This window comes from Undibacterium sp. GW821-FHT11B02 (assembly GCF_058808955.1).
This window is the reverse complement of sequence record NZ_JBXASD010000015.1, coordinates 109,295-134,084: the sequence shown is the minus strand read 5'-3', so window position 1 is coordinate 134,084 and position 24,790 is coordinate 109,295. Positions and strand designations below refer to the sequence as shown.

Annotated in this window: 20 protein-coding genes and 1 riboswitch; of the genes, 15 read left to right on the top strand and 5 right to left on the bottom strand. The window is 51.4% G+C overall.

All coding sequences use genetic code 11. From position 1 onward, the window contains the following. The first annotated feature begins 11 nt into the window (after positions 1-11). From bioB to AC1RVX_RS26070, 11 genes are all read left to right on the top strand, one after another. Entirely contained in the window at positions 12-1,040 is a 1,029-nt protein-coding gene (bioB, locus tag AC1RVX_RS26120; RefSeq protein WP_493219508.1) for a biotin synthase BioB, read from the top strand. 153 nt (positions 1,041-1,193) lie between these two features. Next, positions 1,194-3,197, top strand: coding sequence for an acetyl/propionyl/methylcrotonyl-CoA carboxylase subunit alpha (locus AC1RVX_RS26115; protein WP_493219507.1), 2,004 nt, complete (start codon positions 1,194-1,196; stop codon positions 3,195-3,197). 175 nt (positions 3,198-3,372) lie between these two features. Beyond that, a complete protein-coding gene (locus AC1RVX_RS26110) occupies positions 3,373-5,349 on the top strand; it encodes a S9 family peptidase (protein WP_493219506.1) in 1,977 nt (658 codons plus the stop codon). Between the two features lie 133 nt (positions 5,350-5,482). Next, on the top strand, positions 5,483-6,211 hold the full coding sequence (locus AC1RVX_RS26105; protein WP_493219505.1) for a pyridoxine 5'-phosphate synthase: 729 nt from the start codon (positions 5,483-5,485) through the stop codon (positions 6,209-6,211). A gap of 188 nt (positions 6,212-6,399) precedes the next feature. Further along, a riboswitch (cyclic di-GMP riboswitch) is annotated at positions 6,400-6,484 on the top strand. Positions 6,485-6,523: 39 nt separating this feature from the next. Beyond that, a complete protein-coding gene (locus AC1RVX_RS26100) occupies positions 6,524-7,441 on the top strand; it encodes a response regulator (protein ID WP_493219504.1) in 918 nt (305 codons plus the stop codon). Between the two features lie 72 nt (positions 7,442-7,513). After that, positions 7,514-7,879: a response regulator gene (locus AC1RVX_RS26095; protein ID WP_493219503.1), complete on the top strand. Its 366-nt coding sequence runs from the start codon at positions 7,514-7,516 to the stop codon at positions 7,877-7,879. 20 nt (positions 7,880-7,899) lie between these two features. Continuing rightward, complete coding sequence (locus AC1RVX_RS26090; protein WP_493219502.1) at positions 7,900-8,451, top strand: chemotaxis protein CheW; 552 nt, start codon at positions 7,900-7,902, stop codon at positions 8,449-8,451. 106 nt (positions 8,452-8,557) lie between these two features. After that, entirely contained in the window at positions 8,558-10,363 is a 1,806-nt protein-coding gene (locus AC1RVX_RS26085) for a methyl-accepting chemotaxis protein (RefSeq protein WP_493219501.1), read from the top strand. Between the two features lie 72 nt (positions 10,364-10,435). After that, the gene (locus AC1RVX_RS26080; protein ID WP_493219500.1) at positions 10,436-14,383 is read left to right on the top strand and encodes a hybrid sensor histidine kinase/response regulator; all 3,948 of its coding nucleotides are present in this window, start codon (positions 10,436-10,438) and stop codon (positions 14,381-14,383) included. 2 nt (positions 14,384-14,385) lie between these two features. Continuing rightward, positions 14,386-14,865, top strand: a complete 480-nt coding sequence (locus AC1RVX_RS26075) for a hypothetical protein (RefSeq protein ID WP_493219499.1) — start codon at positions 14,386-14,388, stop codon at positions 14,863-14,865. A gap of 2 nt (positions 14,866-14,867) precedes the next feature. Then, complete coding sequence (locus tag AC1RVX_RS26070) at positions 14,868-15,305, top strand: chemotaxis protein CheW (RefSeq protein WP_493219498.1); 438 nt, start codon at positions 14,868-14,870, stop codon at positions 15,303-15,305. Between the two features lie 6 nt (positions 15,306-15,311). On the opposite strand, the gene AC1RVX_RS26065 is transcribed toward AC1RVX_RS26070, so the two are convergent. Further along, complete coding sequence (locus AC1RVX_RS26065; RefSeq protein WP_493219497.1) at positions 15,312-16,655, bottom strand: sigma-54-dependent transcriptional regulator; 1,344 nt, start codon at positions 16,653-16,655, stop codon at positions 15,312-15,314. Further along, on the bottom strand, positions 16,652-18,541 hold the full coding sequence (locus AC1RVX_RS26060) for an ATP-binding protein (RefSeq protein WP_493219496.1): 1,890 nt from the start codon (positions 18,539-18,541) through the stop codon (positions 16,652-16,654). Before AC1RVX_RS26060 ends, AC1RVX_RS26065 begins: the two co-directional genes overlap by 4 nt. A 225-nt stretch (positions 18,542-18,766) precedes the next feature. Between AC1RVX_RS26060 and AC1RVX_RS26055 the strand changes: the two genes are divergently transcribed. The 4 genes from AC1RVX_RS26055 (at position 18,767) to AC1RVX_RS26040 (ending at position 21,938) form a co-directional block, all read left to right on the top strand. Further along, on the top strand, positions 18,767-19,306 hold the full coding sequence (locus AC1RVX_RS26055; RefSeq protein WP_493219495.1) for a hypothetical protein: 540 nt from the start codon (positions 18,767-18,769) through the stop codon (positions 19,304-19,306). A gap of 14 nt (positions 19,307-19,320) precedes the next feature. Beyond that, positions 19,321-20,223 (top strand): fatty acid desaturase family protein, encoded by a 903-nt coding sequence (locus AC1RVX_RS26050; RefSeq protein WP_493219494.1) that lies wholly within the window; start codon positions 19,321-19,323, stop codon positions 20,221-20,223. Positions 20,224-20,352: 129 nt separating this feature from the next. Beyond that, complete coding sequence (locus AC1RVX_RS26045) at positions 20,353-21,267, top strand: hydroxymethylglutaryl-CoA lyase (protein ID WP_493219493.1); 915 nt, start codon at positions 20,353-20,355, stop codon at positions 21,265-21,267. A gap of 161 nt (positions 21,268-21,428) precedes the next feature. Further along, positions 21,429-21,938 carry a DUF1269 domain-containing protein gene (locus AC1RVX_RS26040; RefSeq protein ID WP_493219492.1) on the top strand — a complete coding sequence of 170 codons (510 nt, stop codon included), beginning with the start codon at positions 21,429-21,431 and terminating at the stop codon, positions 21,936-21,938. 43 nt (positions 21,939-21,981) lie between these two features. Here AC1RVX_RS26040 and AC1RVX_RS26035 read toward each other — a convergent pair whose 3' ends face one another. From AC1RVX_RS26035 to egtD, 3 genes are read right to left on the bottom strand one after another with little or no spacing between them, the layout of a single operon-like run. Then, positions 21,982-22,272, bottom strand: a complete 291-nt coding sequence (locus AC1RVX_RS26035; RefSeq protein WP_493219491.1) for a DUF427 domain-containing protein — start codon at positions 22,270-22,272, stop codon at positions 21,982-21,984. 5 nt (positions 22,273-22,277) lie between these two features. Beyond that, positions 22,278-23,531: an ergothioneine biosynthesis protein EgtB gene (egtB, locus tag AC1RVX_RS26030; RefSeq protein ID WP_493219490.1), complete on the bottom strand. Its 1,254-nt coding sequence runs from the start codon at positions 23,529-23,531 to the stop codon at positions 22,278-22,280. Further along, the gene (gene egtD / locus AC1RVX_RS26025) at positions 23,515-24,483 is read right to left on the bottom strand and encodes an L-histidine N(alpha)-methyltransferase (protein ID WP_493219489.1); all 969 of its coding nucleotides are present in this window, start codon (positions 24,481-24,483) and stop codon (positions 23,515-23,517) included. Before egtD ends, egtB begins: the two co-directional genes overlap by 17 nt. Between the last annotated feature and the right edge of the window lie 307 nt (positions 24,484-24,790).

Sequence of the window (24,790 nt, the reverse complement as noted above, 5' to 3'; positions counted from 1 at the left end):
AGGAAACAAAGATGCAAGCTACTGATACGACTTTGCAAGCCGTGCAATTCCAGTCACCGGTCAAAAAAATCGAAGCGGAAACCTGGCCCGTGGATGAAGTGCTGGCCCTGTTTGATTTGCCCTTCAATGACCTGATGTTCAAGGCACAGACTGCACACCGCGCCAACTTCCCGGATGGTGATGTCGAACTGGCGACATTGTTGTCCATCAAGACTGGCGGCTGCGAAGAAGATTGCAGTTATTGCCCTCAGGCGGCACGCTATGACACCGGTGTCGAAGCCAAGAAAATGCTGGATGTGCGTGAAGTACTGGACGCTGCTAAAGCTGCACGTGAAAATGGCGCGACGCGTTTCTGCATGGGTGCTGCCTGGCGTTCACCCAAAGACCGCGACATGGAAAAAGTCGAAACCATGGTGCGCGAAGTCAAGGCCATGGGCCTGGAAACCTGCGCAACACTGGGTATGTTGAAAGAAGAACAGGCACAGCGCTTGAAAGATGCAGGCCTCGATTATTACAACCACAATCTTGACACTGCCCCCGAGTTCTACAGCAACGTTATTTCTACCCGCGATTATCAGGACAGGCTCGATACTCTGGGCCATGTACGTAGCGCCGGCTTGAAAGTCTGTTGTGGTGGCATCGTCGGCATGGGTGAATCACGCCGTCAGCGTGCTGGTTTGATCGCGCAACTGGCGAATTTGAATCCTTATCCAGAATCGGTACCTGTCAATCATCTGGTGCAGGTAGAAGGCACACCTTTGTATGGCATGGACCCGCTGGATCCGCTGGAATTTGTACGCACCATCGCTGTGGCCCGCATCACCATGCCTAAGGCGCGTGTGCGTTTGTCTGCTGGCCGTCGCCAGATGGGCGAAGCAGTGCAAGCCATGTGTTTCCTGGCTGGCGCAAATTCGATTTTTTATGGCGATAAATTGCTGACTACGGCCAATCCGGAAGCGCAGGATGACCGTGTATTGCTGGACAAGCTGGGCTTGAAAACACGTGGCAAGGTCGAGGCGAAGGCTGGTAGTTGTGGTTGATTAAAACCGTAAACCTTCAGCACAGAGCTTATTTGAACACAAAGAGAAAAAACTGAGACACAGAGGAAGGCAAGTATTTGTTTGAGTTGTTATTTGCCATTTCTTTGATAGCTGCATATTGTAATCAAACTATCCGCCCAAAAGGTTAGAGACATGTTTACCAAAATCCTTATCGCCAACCGTGGTGAAATTGCTTGCCGTGTTGCTGCTACCGCACGCCGCATGGGCATTAAAACTGTCGCTGTGTATTCCGAGGCTGATGCCAACGCCAAACATGTTGCTGTCTGTGATGAAGCCGTGTTGATCGGCCCGGCAGCTGCCAAGGAAAGTTATCTGCGTGCAGACAAGATCATCGCAGTGGCCCTTGCCACTGGCGCACAGGCTATTCATCCTGGCTATGGCTTCCTGTCAGAAAACAGCGAATTTGCTGAAGCCTGCGCCAAAAATGGTATCGCCTTTATAGGCCCGCCAGCATCTGCCATCGAAGCCATGGGCAGCAAATCTGCGGCGAAGTCCCTGATGGAAAAAGCCAATGTGCCACTGGTGCCCGGCTACCATGGTGATAATCAAGACGCTGACTTCCTGCATGCCGAAGCAGACCGTATCGGCTATCCGGTCTTGCTGAAAGCCAGTGCAGGCGGCGGTGGCAAGGGTATGCGTGTGATTGAAAAATCGGCAGACTTCAAGGATGCGCTGGCTTCCTGCAAGCGCGAAGCCATCAATTCTTTTGGTGACGATAAAGTGCTGGCAGAAAAATATCTGCAAAGGCCACGTCACATCGAAATACAGGTGTTTGCCGATACCCATGGCAATTGCGTGTACCTGTTTGAACGCGATTGTTCGGTACAGCGCCGCCATCAGAAAGTGCTGGAAGAAGCACCCGCACCGGGCATGACGGCAGAACGCCGTGCCGCCATGGGTGACGCCGCTGTGGCTGCTGCGAAAGCGGTTGGCTATGTCGGTGCTGGTACGGTGGAATTCATCGCCAACCAGGACGGTTCTTTCTATTTCATGGAAATGAATACCCGTTTGCAAGTCGAACATCCGGTGACAGAAATGATCACCGGTACCGATCTGGTTGAATGGCAATTGCGTGTTGCTGCTGGTGAGAAACTGCCGCTGCAACAGAGTGAATTAAAGATCCATGGCCATGCCATAGAAGCGCGCGTGTATGCAGAAAATCCGGAAAAAGGCTTTCTGCCGTCGATAGGTACTTTGCGTCACGCACGCACGCCTGTCGCAGTGAATTTTGAACTGGGCGGTGCGACTGATCCTGCGGCTTTCCGTATCGATAGCGGTGTACGTGAAGGTGATACGATTTCCCCTTTCTATGACCCCATGATCGCCAAGATGATCGTCTGGGGCAAAGACAGAAAAGAAGCACTGGCACGCATGGCGCAAGCCTTGGCACAATACCAGATCGTCGGCTTGCACAGCAATATCGCTTTTCTTTCCCGTCTGGTGACAAGTACCGCTTTTTCTGGTGCCGATCTCGATACCGGCTTGATAGAGCGTAATCAGGCCGAATTGTTCCCTGTGCCGGTAGCGGCGAATCTGACCACGCTGGCGCTGGCTGTCGTGTCCTTGCTGAATTCAGAAAAATCCTCAAGCAACAACAGCAGCGACCCATGGCAATCCAGCCACGGCTGGCGCATGAACAGCCTGATGCAAAGAAGCCTGCAATTCACTGAAGAAGAACAGGCGCATGAAGTGCAGGTGACTTATCTGGCAGATGGCTGGCAAGTACAGGCAGGCGATGCCGTCGCCCAGATCAAACTGGCATTGGCGGATGAAAATGATATCGTCATCAAGATTGCAGACCAGACTGTGGCTGCTACCGTGGTGCGAGACGGTGAACACTTCCACGTCTTCAGCCAGGGCAAACACACAGACTTGCATTACATGGACGCACTCGCACATGCCGGTGAAGCCGAGGCGGAGACCGGCCGCTTGACTGCGCCCATGCCAGGCAAGATCGTTGCTGTGCTGGTTAACAAGGCGCAGGAAGTGAAGAAGGGTGATGCCCTGCTGATCATGGAAGCCATGAAAATGGAACACACGATCTCGGCACCACATGATGGTGTGATTGATGAAGTCTTGTATGCGATCGGTGACCAGGTGATAGAAGGTGCACAGTTACTTGCGTTCCAGCAGTAAACCTGCGTGTTGACATGCCTTAAATGGTCAATGTTTAAAAAGCGTTCCTGCAAGTGGAACGTTTTTTTTTAACCAAATTTAAGTTGAATTTTTTTCGTAATAGAATGGCAGCGTTTGGGCTTGTATGGGACAGACGATCAGCGGAACAACAGATAAACCCACAAAGGTGTCTTACATGAAATCGCATTTTTATTGCGCAGTTCTGGCTGTCTTTGTCTTTGCAAAATCTGCCAGTAGCCTGGCCGCTACTGAATTACCGGTGGAAGCATTTGCGGCTTTGCCTGCGGTGCAAACGCTGACTCTGTCACCAGATGGAAAAAAAATTGCCATGTTGGTCAATCAGCAAGGCACGACCAGTATCATCGTCAATACCATAGGCCAACCATGGGACCAGGCCAAGGCCTTGCTTTCGACAGATAACCGGAAATTCAGTTTCAAGTGGTTTCATTGGGTCAGCAACGATAAATTTCTGGTGAGCACTTTGTTTCCTGAGCGGCGCATGGTGAATGGCTATACCGGTGGTGTAGACGCGCTGGAGACGCGTTTGCTGGCGGTGAGTGCTGACGGTAAGAGTGTCATCAATCTGGTTAAACCAAATAGTGTGCGTGGGCCTTTGCTGCCACAGTTTCAGGACAGGGTTATCGATTTTTCGCCAGATGATGGCAAGCATGTACTCATCCTGCTTGCTGATCAGGACAGGAGCATGGACCCTGGTGTTTATTCTCTTGATTTGGAGACTGCCTCACGCCGACTGGTGCAGTCTGCCCGCGAGCACTTTCATACCTGGATGACAGATCGTCAGCATAGGGTCAGACTGGGTGTGTATCAGGACAAGACCGATATTGAAATCCACGTTTGTGATCCGGATGGCAGTAACTGGCGTAAGCGCTGGTCTTACCAGGCACTGAGTGCGGAAACTGTCACACCAATGGGTTTTGGCAAGGACCCTAATCAATTGTATATATTGAGCAATTATCAGGGGCGTCAGGCATTGTTTAAGGTTGACCTCAGGCAGCCTGAAGCAAGACCTGAATTGGTGCTGGCCAATGCGCAACATGACATGAATGGCCAACTGATTTATTCGGAAAAAACTGGTGAAGCAATCGGATTGCTTGGAACCAGTTTTGAGGGCAAGGCAGAAATCAATTATTGGGAACAAAATCGCCGCGAACTGGCAAAATTCATAGACGATGCTATACCGAATCGCATCAACCGCATCGTCAGCATGAGTGCTGATGAAAATCGCTATGTTGTGCATTCCAGCAATCATCAGACACCGGGACAATTTTATCTGGGGGATGATCGTGCTAACACGCTGGAATTATTTGCGCAGAATTACCCGGGGCTACCAGCTGCATCCATGGTCAGTAAAAAACTGATGATGATCAAATCACATGACGGCTTGAAATTGCCAACCTATCTCAGTCTGCCACAAGTTTCCGAACCCAGGAATTTGCCAACAGTATTGCTTGTCCATGGCGGCCCTCAAGGCCAGGACGATGCAAGCTTTGATATCTGGACGCAATTTCTGGCAAACCGTGGTTATGCGGTATTGCAGGTAAATTTCCGTGGGTCCACCGGCTATGGTAATCAGCTCATGGCTTCAGGCTTGAGGCGCTGGGGACAAGAGATGCAGGATGATCTTAGTGATGCAGCGCGATGGATGGTAGCGCAAGGCACGGCAGACCCGGCACGTATTTGCATCGTTGGTGCCAGTTATGGCGGGTATGCTGCATTGATGGGAGTAGCGAAAACACCTGAACTATACAAATGCGCTGTTAGTTTTGCTGGGGTTTCTGATTTGTTTGAGTTTGGCCTGGACAGATCCCAGTATCAAAACGGTAAAGCCATGTTTGAGAAGCAAGTAGGTTCTCTGGATGAAGAGAAGGTCAGTTTAAAGGCGACGTCGCCACGTTTTCTGGCAAAAAATATTCATGCACCAGTCCTTCTTGTTCACGGGATGCAAGACCGTAGCGTCAGTTTTGAACAGAGTGTCATGATGGATGCTGCCCTGACCGATGCGGGTTCGCCACATCGCTTCGTCCGACTGGAAAATGGTGACCACTACTTAAGTATGTATGATCACAGACTGATTTTTTTAAAGGAATTGGAAGACTTCCTGGAAAAATCGCTCAAACCAGTGAAGCAATAACAAATAATTCTGGAAATTCATCGTTTGTGTTACTTGCGTGCTGAAAGCAGCGAGCTCATGATGGACCTTATCTACCAGTGGATAAAACTTGCTTTTAAACTTGATATTACTTTGACCGGACACTTTTAAGAACATGACCGTACTCTCCATCAACATCAATAAAATCGCCCTGCTGCGCAATTCGCGTGGTCGTAATTATCCGGATGTACAGGCCTTTGCCGCCCGCTGCCTGGATCTGGGGGCGCAGGGTATTACCCTGCATCCGCGTCAGGACCAGAGACATGCGCGTTACTCAGATGTGGAAACACTGGGTGCGCTTTGCAAGGCGCGTGGTGTGGAATTGAATGTTGAGGGTTATCCTGCGCCAGAATTTCTGGATGTGGTGAAACGAAACAAACCCGCGCAATGCACGCTGGTGCCAGACGCGCCAGATCAACTGACTTCAGACCATGGCTGGGACTTGCGTAAGGATGCAGAATTTTTACGCCCGGTACTGGCTGAGCTCAAGGCCATGGGTATCCGCAGCAGCCTGTTTGTTGATTATGACAACATGGATTTGCATCTGGCCAAAGAACTGGGTGCAGACCGTGTCGAGCTATATACCGAACCCTATGCCGAGCATTTTGGCTCTGCACATGGCGAGACCATTTTCCAGGGCTTCATTGCAGCAGCCAAACGTGCTCAGGATGCAGGCTTGGGTGTGAATGCGGGGCATGACCTGAATCTGGATAATCTTGCTAAATTTCTCGCTATACCAGGCATTCTTGAAGTGTCCATAGGCCATGCGGTGATAGTGGAGTGCATAGAATCGGGTATGCAGGAAGTGTTAACAAAATATTCAAAAATCTGTCGATCGTGCTAAATTTTATGTATTTTGCAAGGAAAGATGAAAAGTAAAAAAATGTGAAATTTTTCCTTGAATGCTACAAATAATTAAGCTACAGTGATCTCGCAGCAGCCACAAAGTGGCTGTTGGTGTCGTGTCTCTGGTGTTTTTGTTTATCACACTTTAGGTCATCCGGCAGCAGTGACTAGTACAGAATAGCAATGCCTGTACAAGGGCAAACCACTCGAAAGAGTGGGACGCAAAACTAGAGGGCCCTCGCAAGATATCGCAGGGCAGCCAGATACCGTAATCCGCAGATGTGGTTTTTCGTTAAGAGGCTTGTCGCTTATGAACAGTCATCCTATGGCGCTTTCCGGCGCTTCCAAAAAAGTCCTTATCGGGGTTTTTGGATTATCAGAATACGAACTGCGTCTGGTTCGTAGCGTACTCAGTTTAACCATGGCAAGCGGGCGTAAACATTCTTATGCCCTGTTTGATGCTGCCCAGGATGCTGATCCGGACATCGTGATTCTTGATCCTGATAATGGTCAGGCCCGTGCTGCATTACAGGCCCTGATTGAGACACGGAATATCCCGGAACCAGCCACCGTGTTTATCTCGAACGCCGGGCAGGCTACACCAGGTAAATATCATCTACTGCATCCACTTGTCCCAACCAAAATGCTGGCTTTGCTGGATCAGGTGGCAGATGAACTGGACCGCATTATGTCTTCCATGCCAGCTTCGACTGTTCAGGAAGTTGTAGTCTCTGACGCAGCAACACAGATGACTCCTGCAGTTATCCAGCCTCTGGTCCAAAGACCGACAGCGGCTTCTGTGTTGCAAACGGGTCACCGTGCTTTGATTGTCGATGATAGTCCGACCGCAAGAATCAAAATTGATCTTGAACTGCGTTCCATGAAAATTGCTTCTGATTGTGCAGAAACAGGTGAACAAGCTCTGGAAATGCTGGAGAAAAAAACATACGACATCATCTTTCTTGATATCGTCATGCCAGGGGCAGATGGTTATGAGATTTGTAAAATCATACGCCGTCACCCTCAAACCAAGCGTACGCCGGTCATTATGCTGACCAGCAAATCTTCTCCTTTCGACCGTATTCGCGGATCGCTCTCGGGTTGCAGCAGCTACCTGACCAAACCTGTGGAGCATGTCAAGTTCCGCGCCGTGGTGGAGAAGAGTTTAACTGCTGGCGACGTCCCTTTTGCAATGGAAAAAACCTCTGGCCTGGCCTTGGGGACCTGAAGCAATCCCTGTTTCAACATCCCGTTCATCCGAACGGTTCTGGCAATGTAAGTAAAATCTCTGGAGCAGATCATGAGCATGAAGAAAGCCCTCGTCGTTGACGATTCCATGGCCGAATTGGCTAATATCAAATCCATTCTGGCAGATGCCGGATACATGGTAGTGACGGCCTCAAGCGGCAAGGAAACGCTGGAAAAAGCCAAGGCAGAAAAACCATCCATCATTTTCCTCGACATCGTTATGCCTGAGATGGATGGCTACGAAGCTTGCCGCAGTCTGAGTCAGGATCCGGCAACCAAAGGTATCCCTATCGTCTTTGTCAGTAGCAAATCGCAAAAGGCCGACCGTATCTGGGGTCAGCTACAAGGGGCAAAAGGCTATGTCTCCAAGCCCTATACCGCTGACCAGATTATTGATCAGCTCAAGATCGCTGCCTGAATTTTTTGAAGAGACGCATCATGAGCACACTTTCCAGCGGCAACAATGGACCAGCCAAGGAATGGCTGCCACCGGGTATGGCCTTGCAGCGTTTCACCCCGCCGGGTGATTTGCTGTGGAACGAGGCTGCGCCGGTGGTGGAGCGAAAACGGTATGGCTATCGTCTTGCCAACTTGAATCTGCTGGTCAGGGCCGAAGTGGGCAGCGAAGTGATACGGGCACAGGCACTTGCCCCCTTGCCAGGGGCGGCTGCGTTTTTGCTGGGTTTGATCAACCTGCGCGGTAATCTGGTGCCGATATTTGACCTGAGTCTGGTTTTGGCTGGTCGCAGGGCGGACATTACACCTAATAAATTGTTCCTGATATTGGACAAAGGGGACAATGCCGTTGGTATGGTGATAGATAGCTATCCCCAACCATTAACGGGTTTGCGCAGCATAACTCAACTGCCACAATTGCCTGCCATGCTGGAAGCACATGTGCCGGCTGCTTACATGCTGGATGAGCGGGTCTGGCTGGATTTTAATCATGAAAGTTTTTTCGACAAACTCAGCCGTAACAAGCAGGCGTAAATCAGGGCTGCAAAGCGTTCAATCCCGCCAGTAGTCTGCAATAAAACCAGAACAAACGATGTGTTGATCAATGTTCTTTGTTGATGTTTTTCTAGTGGAGAGCAAAATGAAATTACGTACTCCGAATATTGGTATCCGGCTTGGCCTGGGTTTTACTGCCGTGTTGTTATTGCTGGCAGTTACTGCCTGGCTGGCGATGTCCAACCTGAAGACTATCAATGACGGTACCCACCGCATTGTGGAAGGTAGCTACCCGAAAGTGGTGCTGGCTTACAAGATGCTGGGTAACGTCAATGCCAATGCGCGCTCCATGCGTAATATGTTGTTGCTGAATGATCCGGTCTCGGTCGACAAAGAGCAGCAATTGATTTTGTCACGCAGACAGAATCAGGATGCCAATATCGCAGGTTTTGAAAAACTGATCGCCAGTGAAGAAGAAAAAGGCATCTTCCAGACAGCGACCGATGCCCGTAACAAATACGGCGCGTCACAAAAAGAATTCTTGCGCCTGGCAACAGAAGGCAAAAAGGCAGATGCCACCGCCTGGCTGTTGGGTAATTTGCAGGCTGATCAGGAAAAATGGTTTGCTTCCATGGATACCCTGATCGATTACCAAACCAAACTGGTGAATACTGACGGTGCAGCGGCTGATAACACCTACCTCAACGCCAAGAATGTGTTGTTCATGGTTGCCGCCTTGTCCATCTTGCTGGCTGCCGGTGTGGCTTACTGGATGACACGCAGCATTACCCGTCCGGTTTCGCATCTGGTATCTGTCATGCAGAAATTGACGCAGGGGGATGCCAGCGTCCGTGCACGCAGCAATCATCCGGACGAAATCGGTAAACTGTCACGTCAGTTTGACAAGATGGTGGATGAACGTGAAGCCAGCCGCAAAACGATTGAAGAAGAAAATGAAAAACTCAATGAGTCCGTTCTGGTGTTGTTGCAGGCGGTGGCACAACTGGCCAGTAAAGATTTGACCGTGAAAGTACCGGTGTCGGCTGACGTGACCGGCGCGGTATCTGACGCTTTGAACATGCTGACCAGCGAAACCGCGAAAGTGTTGCGTGACGTAAGTAATATTTCTGCGGACGTGACCGAAGCTACCATGAAAGTGAAAGCCCAGTCCGATAACGTGATGGCTGCAGCGGCAGAAGAAAGACTGGAAGTGGAACACACCACCTTGTCACTGTCAACCGCCTCTGAAGAGATGCGCAATATTGCTGACCTGGCGCAGACCTGCAACCGTGCAGCGGATAATGCGATACGTTCTACCCAACTGGCGATGGATACTGTAACCAGCACAGTGGGCGGTATTAACAGTACCCGTGAAATCATACGCGAAACAGAAAAACGGATTAAACGTCTGGGTGAGCGTTCGCAAGAAATTTCCGGTGTGGTCGGTCTGATTAATGCGATTGCTGAACGTACCCACATCCTGGCCTTGAATGCAAGTATGCATGCGGCATCTGCCGGTGAAGCCGGTCGCGGTTTTGCGGTGGTTGCGGATGAAGTGCAAAGGCTGGCAGAAAATGCGCGGCAGGCGACGCTGCAAATTTCTGGCCTGGTAAATAACATTCAACTGGAAACATCCGATACGGTCAACACCATGAACTCGGCAATTGCCCAGGTGGTGGAAGGTAGTCGTCTGGCAGAACAGGCTGGTCTGCAAATGCAGGCAACCCAAAACGCGACTACGGAACTGGTGGAATCGGTGCAAAAGATTGCCGTCAAATCCCATGGTCAGGCCAAGGCCAGCCAGGAGTTGCTTGATCGTGCGATACAGATCAAGAAAACCAATCAGGAAACCAGTTTGCAACTTGACGAACAGTCAGCACAAACCACCAACTTGGTGGAATATGCAAGGATGCTGCTGTCTACTGTGCGCGTGTTCAAGCTCGCGGCTTGATGCCGACAAGGCAGCCAGTCCGGAGACGGATTGGGCTGCCAGCTTTTTCCAACATTACTCGTCTGAGGCATCATGGAACAGCTAGAAACCCATTCGACAGATTTCAGTCATGTCGTCCTCGGTGCGCTGGACGAGGTGTTCAACGCAATGGAGACCGATGCTACCCATTCGGTCAATGTTGCTGATGTCACCAAGGCGCTGTCTTGTTATATTGAACAGTTGCGGCGCATACGCGCTGCTGCCAGTGCCGCTGATATGCCGGGCCTGCACTGGGTCTGTGCTTTGATAGAACGTAACCTGATCAACCTGCACAACCAGAATCGCCTGCTTAGTGATGAAGAATATTTTCTCTTGGGCGAATGGCCTGATTTGTTGGCCAGCCATGCCTTGAATCATGGTGACCGCAATATAGAAACCCTGATCGCTCACCTGTCCACTGCCAGCTGGCCCATGCCATTGAGCCAGATTGATTCTTGCGAATTGCGCCAGTTGTTGTGTACAGATCCACTGACATCTGATGAGGATATTGATGAACCACCACCCTTGTTCCTGGTTTCTTCGGACGAGCCGGTAATGGATGCCGGTATGGATAGCATGGCCGACACGCCGGCAAGCTACCCCGCACTTACAGCCGTGATCGACAATGAGCGTGACATCAGTTTTGCTGAAGTGCAGGAAACGCCAGCAAATACTGACTTGTCCTCAGGTCTGCATGACGCGCTGGATGCACTGATCATGAGTTTGGCAACGGATGAACAATTTGGCCGTGATGGTGAACAGGATGCCGCAACACTGCAATCCTATGCAAATCAATTGCAGGTGTTTTCTACCTGCGCGTCCGATCTTGGTATGGAGACGATGGCAGATGCCTGTCATACTTTCGCTGGTGTAGTGATGCAAAGAGCAGACATGGCACGGGCTGTGAATGAAACTGAACTGGATATATTGAACCGTTTTCCACTGATGCTGATGGATGGAATTGCCGACCCGGCCAATCCTGATCTGGCGGCGAATCTGCTGGATGCCATCTATGATCCTGTCTGGATGCCGGATGCTGAATCGGTACCAGGACCTGATGCGCATGAAACAGACGCAACACCAGAAATACAGACAAGCACCGAAATGCCCGTGTCTTCTGAAGCATCTGTGGCCGCTTCTGCACCGATGCAAGAAATCAGCAGTGACATGCTGGCGCTGTTTGCCAAAGAATTCAGCCTCATGGCCGACATGCTAGCGGAAGATTTGAATGCGGTGCAGGCAACTGCTGCTGCCGGCGAAGAAACTGTGCAAGCTCTGCAAAACTATAGTGATGCCCTGTTACGCATAGGTGCTACTGCCGAATCTGTAGGTTTGACTGCGTTGCAACAGGTATTGAGCATACTGGCACAACAACTGTCGGCTCTCAGTGAAAAGCCCAACGCCCATCAGCACACCTTGCTTTCCACATTGCCAGCGAGGTTGCTGGCTTATTTGGAAAATCCAGTGCAAGAAGTGCCAGCACTGGAATTGATGGAACTGGTCATGGACCAGTCCTGGCCAGCAAATGCTGCTCAATGGGATGAGGGACTGTTTGCCCACCTCATCGATGTCAGGGTGACGGATGAAATTGTACAAGAAGAAAGTGCCGCCACTGCCATCAGCGCTGCTGATGTATCCATACAATTGCCAAATGATTTGAACACGGAATTATTTGACGGCTTGTTGCAAGAACTGCCAATACAGGTCAACAGTTTTACCTCGGCAATAGAAAAACTGGCCAGTGGTGAAGGAAAAATGCAGGACGTGGAACAAGCCAAGCGTGCGGCACATACCCTTAAGGGGGCGGCCAACACGGTGGGTATTGCCGGTATCGCCAATCTGACCCATCACCTGGAAGACTTGCTCATTGTGTTAAGCAACCAGCAAAGTTTGCCCGACAAGGCCTTGTCCGAAGTATTGACTGAAGCTGGTGATTGCCTGGAAGCCATGGGCGAAGCTGTCATGGATGCCGGTCCGGCGCCAGCGCAGGCGCAGGAAGTTTTGCAACAAGTCTGTGACTATGTGCGTCTGATGAATAGTGGTGAATTTTTCCCCCAACCTGTTGTATCTTCAGAAAATCTGACGGCAACTGTGGAAAACCCAGTCGTTCAGTCCGAAGGCGTGGTACTGGATCTGGTTGAGCCTGGCTCACATGCTGCCGAACCGATGTTGCGCGTACCTGCCAAAGTCGTTGATGAATTGCTGCGTCTGGCCGGTGAAAATGTGATTTCCAATGCACAAATTCAGGAACAGTTGAAACAGACGCAGAAGCAATCCAAAGCCATACAAAAGCATGACATCATGTTCCAGAAACTGATCGCCGATCTGGAAAATCTGGTTGACGTGCGTGGCATGAGCAGCCCACAGAAAATCGCCAGCAACAACATGACAAATGGTGATTTTGATCCGCTGGAGTTCGAGCGCTATAGCGAGCTGCACACCATCACTGCCCAACTGGTGGAAGCACGCACCGATGCCTTTGAGATGTCGAATCATATCGATGAGCAACTGCATGCACTGGCAGAATTGCTGGAAGTACAGCGCCGCCTGCAAATGGAAAATCAGCATGCCGTGATACGTACCCGCCTGGTACCGGTGACAACGGTGGTCTCACGTCTGCAACGCAGTGTGCGCCAGACTTGCCGCCTGCTGGACAAACAGGTGAATTTGAATATCCTCGGTGCCAATACCAATATTGATAGCAATATGCTCAATGACCTGACCGACCCGCTGATGCATATCTTGCGCAATGCGGTGGATCACGGTATAGAGGCCGTTGCTACCCGGTTGGCACAACAGAAACCGGTTACTGGTCTGATAGAGCTGAGTTTTGCCCGTGAAGGTAATTCCATCGTTGTACGTTGCAAGGATGACGGCGCCGGTCTTGATTATGCAGCCATACGCCGTACCGCTCTGAAGAGAAAGCTCATCAGTGCTGACCGCATTTTGTCGGATGAAGAACTGGCAAGGCTGATCCTGATGCCTGGTTTTTCAACCAGGGATGCCAGCACCCAGACTTCGGGTCGCGGCATAGGCATGGACATGGTGCATTCCCGCATACTGGAAATGAAGGGTTCTCTGAACTTGCGTTCTGTTGCCGGACAGGGGCTAGTGGTGGAATTGCGCCTGCCTGCCAGTCTGTTGTCAGAACACACTTTGATGGCGAAGGTGGGTGGCAACATGATGGCGATTTCCAGCCGTCGTATTCTTGACATCCATTACATTACTGATGCGCAAATCGATATGATTGCGGACCAGCCTGTATATCGCATTGGTGACGCCGTGCATCAACTGTTGAAACTCGAAGACTTGCTTGGCATGCAGGGTCGCAGCAGGGATGCCCATGCACATGGCTATCCGGTCTTGTTGATCAGTACCGATACTGGTGCCACTTGCGCCATACAGGTACAGGAACTGGTCGATGGTCGTGAGGTCGTGGTCAAGAAATTTGGTCGCTATGTACCAAAAATTCAGGGCACCATCGGTGCAGTCATCCTGGGTGATGGTAGCGTTGCCCCGGTGATTGACTTGCCTGAATTGTTGCGTGCCACCATACAGCAGGACATACGCGCAGATGACGAGCAGGGTGGCTTGCCTGTACTTGGTGAGGCACAGGCCACGCAAGTGCGGACTGCGCTGGTGGTTGATGATTCGCTGTCGGCCCGTCGTGCCAGTGCACAGATCATGCGTGACGCCGGTTATGAAGTGCGTACCGCGATTGACGGTCTGGAAGCAGTTGCTCTTATCGATGAAGCCTTGCCTGACGTGATATTGGTAGACATGGAAATGCCACGCATGAATGGACTGGAACTGACCAGCCATGTACGCGCCCGCAAATTGAAAAAACATATTCCCATCATCATGATCACTTCACGTTCCACTCAAAAACACCGCCAGCAGGGTGATGCCGCCGGTGTGGATGCCTATCTGGTCAAGCCTTTCAGCGAAGATGCCTTGCTCCAGCATATCAATCGTTTGACGAATAGTCTGACAGGAGCATGAGCATGGGTGCAATGATGCCGGGCATGAGACAGGAAACCAGAAACCGTATCCTGTTGAGTATTGATGGCTTGAAACTGATGCTGCCACAAGGCGATATCTGTGCGGTTGAATCGGTGGTTGACATGGACATGCAAGATCCGCCAGCCCATGCTCTGGCCCGCATTGCTTATCTTGGACAAAGCTGGCCGGTGGTGTGCATCGATGCAGAGTTCAGGGAACAGGACAGCTTGCCGTTGGCACGCCGTGCCTGCGTCATGCTGGCTACCGGCAGTGGTTTTCTTGGCTTGCTGTGTGATGACGTGCGGGTCTTGAACCAGCTTGATGTCGCTGATTATTCACTGCCCATGGCCATGCGCTGCAACGACACGCCGATACAGGCACTGATGCCATTTGAATCAGGCCTGGCCTGTGTTACCGATGCCGGACGTTTATTGCAGTTTGGTGCCCTGGCTTTGGCACGACAACAACAGCAGGAGGTATAGTCATGTCCGTCGCTACTGCCTGGCTGCTGGATGTGGGAGATGGCAAACGGGTCGCCATTGGTCAGCGTGAGCTGATTCAGATTATTGATGCGCCCGACAGTTTTGAAGTACCGCTTGCCCCCAGTCATATGCGCGAGGTGATCTTTTGGCAAAAACGGGTAGTGCCCGTCATGCAACTACCCCTGCGCGTGGGTGGGCAGGCATGCAGCGGCAATATCCTGGCCTTAGTGGCTTTTCATGATCAGCTCAGCAATACAGCTGGGTTGGGGGCCATCCATTTGTCGGCCCCACCGGTGCGTGTACTGGTCGATGATAGTCAGGCCAGCGATCTGGAAGACGAACATCCTGCCTGGCAGGAAATGGCGATTTCCTGCTTTGATCAGCAGGGAAGCCGCATCCCGGTATTACATCTGAGCCGCATATTCGCCGGAACGGCCTAGATGTATTCAGCGCAAGCCATGTCTGCGCATTTTATTCAGTAAGCCTACGCGTGAAATACCCAACTGCCTGGCGGCATGTGTGTGATTGTGTTTGTTGTCGTCCAGTGCCGTTACGATCAGGCGTTTTTCCAGGTTGGCCACTTGTTCTTCCAGCAAACCTGCGACTTCATGTTGTGCTGGTGGCGACATTTCACCGCAGGCCAGTGCCAGATCATCTACCGCAATATCAGGCAACTCACCGGCCAGCGCGGCTGCCGTTTGCAGGCAGTGCTGCAATTCCCTGACATTACCTGGCCACGGGCGTGAGCTCAGCCATTCCAGTGCGGCGGCAGTGAGGCGTTTCGGTGGTGAGTATCTGGCGGCGATGGCTTGCGCAATGAGGGCAATATCTTCTGCACGGTCAGCCAATGCCGTAGTACGCATTTGTATGCCTTTGAGACGGTAGTACAGGTCATCGCGAAAAGTTTTTTCTTCCACCATACTCGCAAGATCACGGTTGGTTGCTGCCACGATGCGTACGTCAACATGCTGCTCTTCGCGCGCCCCGACGGCAAAGAAGCTGCCAGACTGCAAAAACCGTAGTAATTTGACTTGCATGGGAAGCGGCATTTCTCCCACTTCATCCAGAAACAGGGTGCCGCCATCGGCGGCGGCAATCAAGCCTATGCGGTCGCGGTCTGCACCGGTAAAGCTGCCCTTGCGGTGGCCAAACAATTCACTCTCGAATAATTCGGCAGGTATGGCACCACAGTGTACGGCGATAAACGATTTGGCGGCCCGTTTGCCATGGGCGTGCAGGGCGCGTGCCACCAGTTCCTTGCCTGTACCGCTGGGGCCGGTCACCATGACAGGCACATCGGTGGGCGCAATCCGCCGGACCAGTGAACGCAATTCGGCCAACTCCTTGCTGATACCAATGAGCCCCATGGTGTTGTCATCCGGCAGGGCTTTGCCACGCCATTCTGCCAGCTCGCGTTCCAGCCGGCGCTTGGTCATGGCTCTTTCCACCACAACGCGCAGGATGTCAGGGTCGAGTGGCTTGGGTAAAAAATCCCAAGCCCCCAGACTGATGGCGCGCAAGGCCAGTTCGCGGTCGGCATGACCAGTCATCACCACCACCGGTACGGGGGCCAGCAGTGGCAGCAAGTTCAGACCTTCATCCGGTGTGAAGGTTGGCGGCAGTGCCAGGTCCAGCAAGACCAGATCAAAGCTGTTGCAGGCCAGCAGTGCATGCACTTGTTCTGCTGTTGCGGCAAGTTTGACGGTGTAGCCCAGACTAGCCAGCCAGTTGCCGCAAAGACGTTGAAAGGCTGGTTCATCATCCACCAGCAAGATACTTTGTATGCTCATGACGCAAGAGGTAAGTAAAGTTCAAAACAGCAGTTCCAGCCGGGGTAAGCGATCAGGTTCACCGTGCCGCCATGTGCTTCTGTCAGGCGGCGGACTATCGCCAGTCCCAGGCCGGTACCACCTGGCCTGCGTGTCTTGAAGGGTTGAAATAAATCCGCCACCAGATCGGGTGCCACACCCGGCCCGTTATCACACACCCGCAGCCTTGCCATGCCTGTCGCAGGAATGGCATCTGCTTCTATGCGTATGCGTGGATCAGGACGCCCGCGCAACATGGCCAGTGCATTGTTCAGCAGATTTCCCAGGATTTGTTCGGCCCGAATGCGGTCTATGCTGACCACCAGGCTGGCGTCCATGGTCTGTTCTATCTGCACGCCAGCCGCCATGGCGGTTTGTGATTGAACGGCCAGCAGGCTATTGACCAATTCTGCCATACGCACATCCTGACAATGCAGACGTACCTCGCCTGAATAACTGAGTAAATCCTGAATCAGATGATCAGCCCTTTCTATTTGCGTGCGAATTTCTGCGCGAGTGTCAGTCGGACACGATACAGCTGCCATGCTGATGATATTCAGGGGGTTACGTAATTCATGCGCCACTGTCGCAGCCAGCCCACCCAGCTCCAGCAGATGCGCTTGCTGCAGGCGTTGTTTCTCTTGTTCGGCATAGCGCAGCAACTGATCCAGCCTGCCTGCTGCTGCGACCAGCAGCTCGGCAAATACAGCACCTACTTTTTGGACGCTGGGCGTTGCGCCTTCCCAGCCGGATAAGGTGTAATTCCACTTAGTTTGTTCGCTTGCATTGACTGACTCGCGGTAACAATGCACACAGGGTTGTCCCGGTAAGGCGCTTGTTATTTGATTGCCGCTGCTGATCAAAACAGGCATGGGTTGCTGCAAATGGGCTTCCAGCAGGCTGGTTGCTATGCTGGAGAGTTGTTGCCAACTGCTGGCGGCTTCCAGTTGCTGACGCCATTGTGCCAGCACTTCAGCTTCCAGATGGGCACCGGGGAAGATCAATTTTTCCATGATACGACGAGTTGGTCTTTCCATCGTCACCATGCTTAACAACATGACGGTACCCAGCAACCACAGTTGCCACAGCGGGATCGCGGCCAGTGCCGTAATGCCGGTGCGGGCGACCAGGCTCAGCAACAGGCTGACGATGGCGACCGTGATGACACCCAGCGCCAGCCAGGCTAGCAGGCGGTTGGCCCACAGATTGACTGCCATCAAGTCGTAACGCAGTATGCCAAACACCAGCAATACCGCATAAAACGGCAGCAAGATCACACTATAAGGAAAAATTGGAATGTTGAATGAGGCGTTCAAAAACATTAATGTCGATGCCGACCCCCACACACCAGACAGGCAAAGCGCCATGATTTGCCGGCGTTTTTTAGGTGCCGCCCCCGGCCAGGCCAGCAATAGCTCGATATAGGCCCAGATACTCAAGCCACTGACGAAAAGCCCGGGTATCCAGCCCCAGGCAGGGAAGAAATAATAGCGTTTGAATTCCAGCCATGGGAGCAACTGCCCCATGTCAAATACGGCGACGGCAAGCACAATCATGGCAGCGATGGCGTACCAGATCAATATCTGTCGCGTTCGCAGGTAGCCCAGAAAGCTGTACACGAAATGCAGGAAAAAGACGGCATTCAGCGGGCCGGTATTCACCAGTATTTTGCCAAACCGGCTCAGGCTGTCATCACCAAGATTGATCGCCAGTTGTCCGCAAGCCCAAACACCTATCCAGATACAGAACAGGGCCAGAGCCTTCATGCCCGGTTGCCTGCCTGCTTTTACCCATAGCCAGATAGCCAGCAAAGGGCTGATACAGCTCTGCAACGCGAGTGAGAAAAAATAAAGTCTATAGGCATCCATGGCTGATAGCTGTCAACAATCTTGATAGTAATTTGGGGCCAACTATATAGCAAACTTACAGCTGGTGTTGGGTAATTCTATTAATTTCTTTAAGAAACAAGGGCTTATAAAAAATCTTCTGATGGCATGTCGCTTGCGAATACGGTATCAGGCAGATCTGCATTTCACGTACCAGGTCTGTCGCAAATATGAACCGTCTTTTACCTATTGCGCCAGAAAGTCATCATGAACACACATACTAATTCCATCGTTCACTTTCCTGTCCTGTCGCGTGCCAACCTGGTCAAGCTGAACCGTGTGCTGGCCTGGGCTATGCTGGTGACACCGCTCATACAATTTTTTGTTCACGCAAAAATCGCCCATTGCCTGTTGCTTGATTTCGGTTTGCTGATTGCGCATGGAATATTGTCGCTGTACCTGTTTGGTACACCAAAAGTCAAAGGAGAAAAATTTACTTTTACCATGCATGTACTGGGCTTGCGTATGCAGGCTTTGAGTCCACGGAATACGTTTTTGCTGACGGGCTATCGTATTGTTCTGGGTCTTATTGCATTTTTGTCGCTGTTGGTCCCTGGTGCCTGGGTGATGGCGTTGGTGCTTATTTATCCCCTGATCCGGATGCAGATTTCGGTTATTCAACATCTGTATAGTGCGATTGGATATGCATTCCAGCGCTGGGGCATCAGAAAATTCGTAGTGGAATGGGTAGTGGTTGTCATCAGTTTTTACTACTTCTTCTTTATCTTTAATTTGTTGCGTGCTTAAACGGGAGAGCACGCATGACTACTATCAGCCTGTATCACCCCGCGACTGCCACCAGTGATCCATATCCAGTCGCCCCAATAGCGCGTCCAGAACATCGCAGCGGCCATCTCAATCGTCGCGAAGCTGGTTTGCCCAGCCTGAGCAATTTGGGTGGCAATTTGTTGGCAGTAAGCAGAATACAAAGGACGATATGGCCATTATTACCCTTGTTGACACTGGCAGGTTTTGTGGCGATCTACATCCAGCATCTGTATGTGCTTTTGCCTCTGATTTTCCTGGTTCATTTTCTGGTATCAGTCACTTTTACCCATGATGTCCTGCATGGGGCTGCGGGATTCAAACCGCGCGCCACGGAATGGGTGCTGTTTGGCATGAGCCTTTTATTGCTGGAAAGTAGCCATGCTTTCCGCCAGGCACATCTGCATCATCACAGTCATTGTCTGGAAGAGGATGATTTTGAAGGTAGCCCCGCCCACATGAATTTTCTGCAAGCGCTGGCAATCGGTCCGCTGTATCTGGTAAAGCACTGGCGACATGCGTATGGGCTGAGCAAAAGCAGGTTGCAAAGACGCTGGATGCTGGTTGAGCTTTTTATTCCTGTCCTGTTTCTGATCATGGCTATCGCTTTGGCTTCAAGAACGATGGCACCGTTGATTTATTTTGTGTTCATGTGGCTGGGGAGTTGCGTGTACCCCATCACCACTGCCTGGTTGCCTCACTTCAAACCCAGCAATGCCGTTTTGGGGCAGGCCAGAAGCCTGCGCGGTAAGATTATTCCTGCCTTGCTATGTAACCTGTCTTATCACCTCGAACACCATCTGTATCCGCAAGTGCCAAGCTATAATTTGCCGCATCTGGCAGAAAAGCTGGACCCTTATTTTGAGAAAATGGGCGTGTCGCTGTTGCATGTCATTTAATTATTGCCAGGTGGTGGGGCAAATAACTGGTCTGCGGGTAAAATGTGGTTATAGAGCTCATTTCAGCAAAGCGAGTGAGACGCAAGCTTGCCAGCAGGAATGGTTGCTGGTACTTAAAGGAAAATACAGATGAACACATCATTGCCACAGCAAGTCAAAATCGTTGAAGTCGGCCCGCGTGACGGTTTGCAAAATGAAAAAGAAAGCATACCTGCTGACGTCAAGATTGAGTTGGTCAATCGCCTGACGGCAGCCGGTTTTGCAAATATAGAAGCGGCATCCTTTGTATCACCCAAATGGGTACCGCAAATGGCGACGTCAGCGGAAGTCATGGCTGGCATTGCGCGCAAGCCTGGTGTCATCTATTCTGTGCTGACACCGAACATGAAAGGTTTTGAAGCTGCACTGGCCGCTGGTGCTGATGAAGTGGTGATTTTCAGTTCTGCCTCGGAAGCCTTTGCGCAAAAAAATATCAATTGTTCGATTGCTGAATCGATAGAGCGTTTCCGCGATGTGGCACAAGCGGCCAAGCAGCACAAGCTGCGTCTGCGCGGCAGCATCAGTTGTTCTTTCGGCTGCCCTTATCAGGGTGAAGTGGCCGTCGATAGCGTGTCTGATGTGGTCAAACGCATGCGCGACCTGGGTTGCGACGAAATCGATATTGCCGACACCATCGGTGTGGGTACAGCCCGGCAGGTGCAAACTGTCATGCAGCGTGCAGCTGAAGATTTCCCTATCACTGCCTTGTCGGGCCATTTCCATGACACCTATGGGCAGGCGCTGGCGAATATCTATGCCAGCCTGGAAGTCGGCATTTCGATTTTCCATTCATCTGTCGCTGGCCTCGGTGGTTGTCCATATGCCAAAGGGGCGACTGGTAATGTAGCTACCGAAGATGTGTTGTTCCTTATGCAGGGTCTGGGAATACAAACGGACATAGATTTGAATGCAGTAGTTGATGCCGGGCAATTTATTTCTGCCCATCTGGGGCGCAAGGCGGTCAGCCGCGCCGGCAATGCACTGGCGGCGAAACGCCTGGGCTGAACTATTGCAGTAAATGAATAGCAGAATGGGCAGGTATCGAGACGATATACTTTGATATTTCGCCTGTCTTTGCTATAACTAAACAGGAGGCTCAGCGTCCTGTTTTGCCTTATGCCAATAATTCCTGTTTGACGCCTCCTTTGAAATTACTGGAGGTCATTATGCGTCGTCGTCTTTATTTCATGCTTCCCACTATCCCTGCTGCCAGAGCCATGCTTGATGAGTTATTGCTGGCGCGGATAGAGGAGAAATATATCCATTTCATGGCAAAAGACAGTTTGCCCCATGACATGCCGGAAGCCAATTTTTTCCAGAAAACCGATCTCATTCACGGCATGGAACTCGGCATGGTCATCGGCGCAGCGACTGGTTTGCTGGCAGGTGGCCTGCTGCTGATTTTCCCGCTAGAAGGGCTGGAGATGCGCACCATTGCCTTATTGGTAGCGGGTCTCGGTGGTGCCCTGTTCGGTTCATGGGTGTCGGGCATGGCTGCTGCGGCCATACCCAATTCGCGCCTGAAACCTTTTGCTGAAGAAATTGAAACAGGGAAAGTCTTGCTGATTGTAGATGTGCCGCTGAGCAAAGTGGCACAGACCGAAGAAATGATTGCTACCAAACATCCAGGTTTTCGTTATGGCGGGGTGGAGCCACATATTCCAGCTTTCCCTTGAAATGGATGTGATGGAAAAAAACTCTGCACGGGTGTATTGCTGTTCAGGGTAGGACGACTACTCCGCGCCAAAAGGCGATAAAACCGGCGATCTGTTTAGCCTCTTCCTTGGGTGCGGGATAAGTCCAGGCCGCGTCAGTATAGACGTGGCCGTTGACGACTACATCATAGTAACTGGCGGTGCCTTTCCAGCCACAGACTGTGTGTTTTTCACTTTCGCGCAAATACTCCTGATGCACGCTATGCATGGGGAAATAGATATTGCCTTCGACCTTCACGATCTCGGCATCATTGGCCTGGGCGATGACAGTGTCTTTCCATGTTGCGGTGGGCATGATGATTACTCCTCATTTTCAAACAATGAACGTGCCAGACGCAGGCCGGTCAACTGCCAACGCGCCGTTGCAGGGAAAAAATTGCGATAGCTGATCCGGCTATGTCCCTTTGGTGTAAAGGCGGAAGCACCGCGTAAAACATATTGATTGACCATGAATTTCCCATTGTATTCTCCAATGGCACCGGTAGCAGGGGCAAAGCCGGGATAGGGACTGTAACTGCTGCTGGTCCATTGCCAGCAAGAATCAAATAACTGGCTCAGCTGACTTTCTTCTTCATGCCGGCTGGCTGCATATTCCCATTCGGCCTCGGTGGGCAGGCGCGCATTTGCCCAGACTGCATAGGCGCTGGCCTCGAAATAGGACAGGTGGCTGACAGCTTGTTGTGCCTGCAAAGGCTGCAGCCCATGCAGGGTAAATACCTGCCAGTTTTGTTGTTGACCAGCATGCCAGTACAGTGGATGTTGCAGGTCATGCTGGCGTACCCAATCCCAGCCTTCGGCCAGCCACAGGGCCGGATTGCGGTAACCACCATCTTCCATGAAAGCCAGGTATTCAGCATTGCTGGTCAAGCGTGTGGCAAGCTGGAAAGGTTCGAGAAATTGGCGGTGACGCGGACCTTCATTATCAAAGGAAAAGGCCGCACCCTTGTAACCGATTTCGCACAGACAGGCATCATAGTTTTGCCAGCTCAGTGCTGCACACGCTGTCGCAGACTGGTTCAGATTGGCCGGACTGGCATACAGGGCTGGGTAAAGTGGATTACAGGACAGCAGGTGCTTGATGTCTGTGAGCATCAATTCCTGATGCTGCTGTTCATGCTGCAGCCCCAGTTCCAGTAACTGGAAGAATTGCGGACTTTTGATGCTATCGCAACAGCGTCTGATGCGTGCATCGACATGCTGTCTGTACGCCAGCACTGTTTCCAAAGGCGGACGGGTCAGCAAGCCACGCTGTGGGCGCGGATGTTTTTCTCCTACGCCGTTGTAATAGGAATTGAACAGGACACGAAAGTCCTGGTGAAAAGCCTGAAACTGTTCTTCAAACTGTTCCAGGATGAACGTTTCAAAAAACCACGTGGTATGTGCCAGATGCCATTTGATGGGGCTGGCATCGGGCATGGATTGGGCCATGCAATCTTCTGCTGACAAAGGCGCAGCGATGGCAAGCGAGCGTTGACGCACCTGCTGCCAGCGATCAATGATGTCCGCATGCTGCATAGGATGGCTTTCCTGGTCAGGCTCACGTAGCTTTGGCATAAATCACGGCAAACCATTCATTTGCATCAGTCCAGTGATTGACATGTGAAAAACCTGCTTCCGTCAGCAAGTTCACAAAGCTGTCTATACTGTATTTATAACTGTTTTCGGTATGGATGTGTTCATCCTTGATAAAATTCCTATACCCGCCTGGCCAACTGACGCGGATATTTTCCCTGGCCCGCAAATGCATTTCTATACGCGATTTAACGGTATTGAAATATGCCTCATGCCGCCACTGGCGCACATCAAAATCACTGTGCAATAAATGATTGATATGGCGCAGCAAATTGAGGTTGAAGGCTGCCGTAACACCCAGGGTATCGGCATAGGCATCATCCAGCAAGGCCTTGTCCTTGATCAGGTCGACCCCGATCAAGATGCCGCCATCAGCATCACAGGCTGCACGTAAATGGCGCAGGAAAGCCAGGGCCTGATGCGGTTCAAAATTACCTATTGATGAGCCAGGGTAAAAAAACAGCCGTTTTTCATCGCGTACTTCTGCCGGCAGCTTCCAGTCTTGCGCCAGGTCCAGCCCCAATGCGGTCATTTCTATGTGGGGGAAACGTTGCTGCAGACGTGTGACAGCGTCTTGCAGATGATGGACGGAAATATCAATGGGAACATACTGGTCGGGATGCAATACCGGGAACAGGCGGGCTGCCTTGGCGCAATTACCTGCCCCCAAATCGATCAGACTGCCGCCAGCACCAATGACATGGGCCATGTCGGCCATGTGGCGGGTGAAAATTTCGGCTTCGGTGCGGGTAGGATAATACTCAGGCAGTACACAAATGGCTTCAAACAATACCGAGCCAACGGTATCATAAAAATACTTGGGCGATGTGTACGCGGCGTCAGCCAGCAAGCCGGTTTCCAGTTCACGGATGATATGTGACGGCGTCGTTCGTCCTGTTGTCGCGGGGCTGATCAAACTGTTTGATTCTGGCATGGTCGTCGGAGCAGGAAATTCAATCGGCAGGCCGGATGGGTCTGTTCTTGATGCTTGGTAATACCTTTCCAATTCGCCGCCGTTTATGCGGGGCTTGCCACAGAGTATTGTTGCGGACTCAAGGTGTGGCATAGTGTACAACTTATCGGATAAAAAATCCTGAGGACGAATTTATCAAGCCGAAAGATGATCAATGCGAGACTAATGCAACAGCAATCTTGTTGACGTCATTCCGGCGTGATGTTAGCCGGAATCCAGTGGCGTCCGTGGCATGTCAATACGTGATTTAAATTGTTTCAGATTTTTT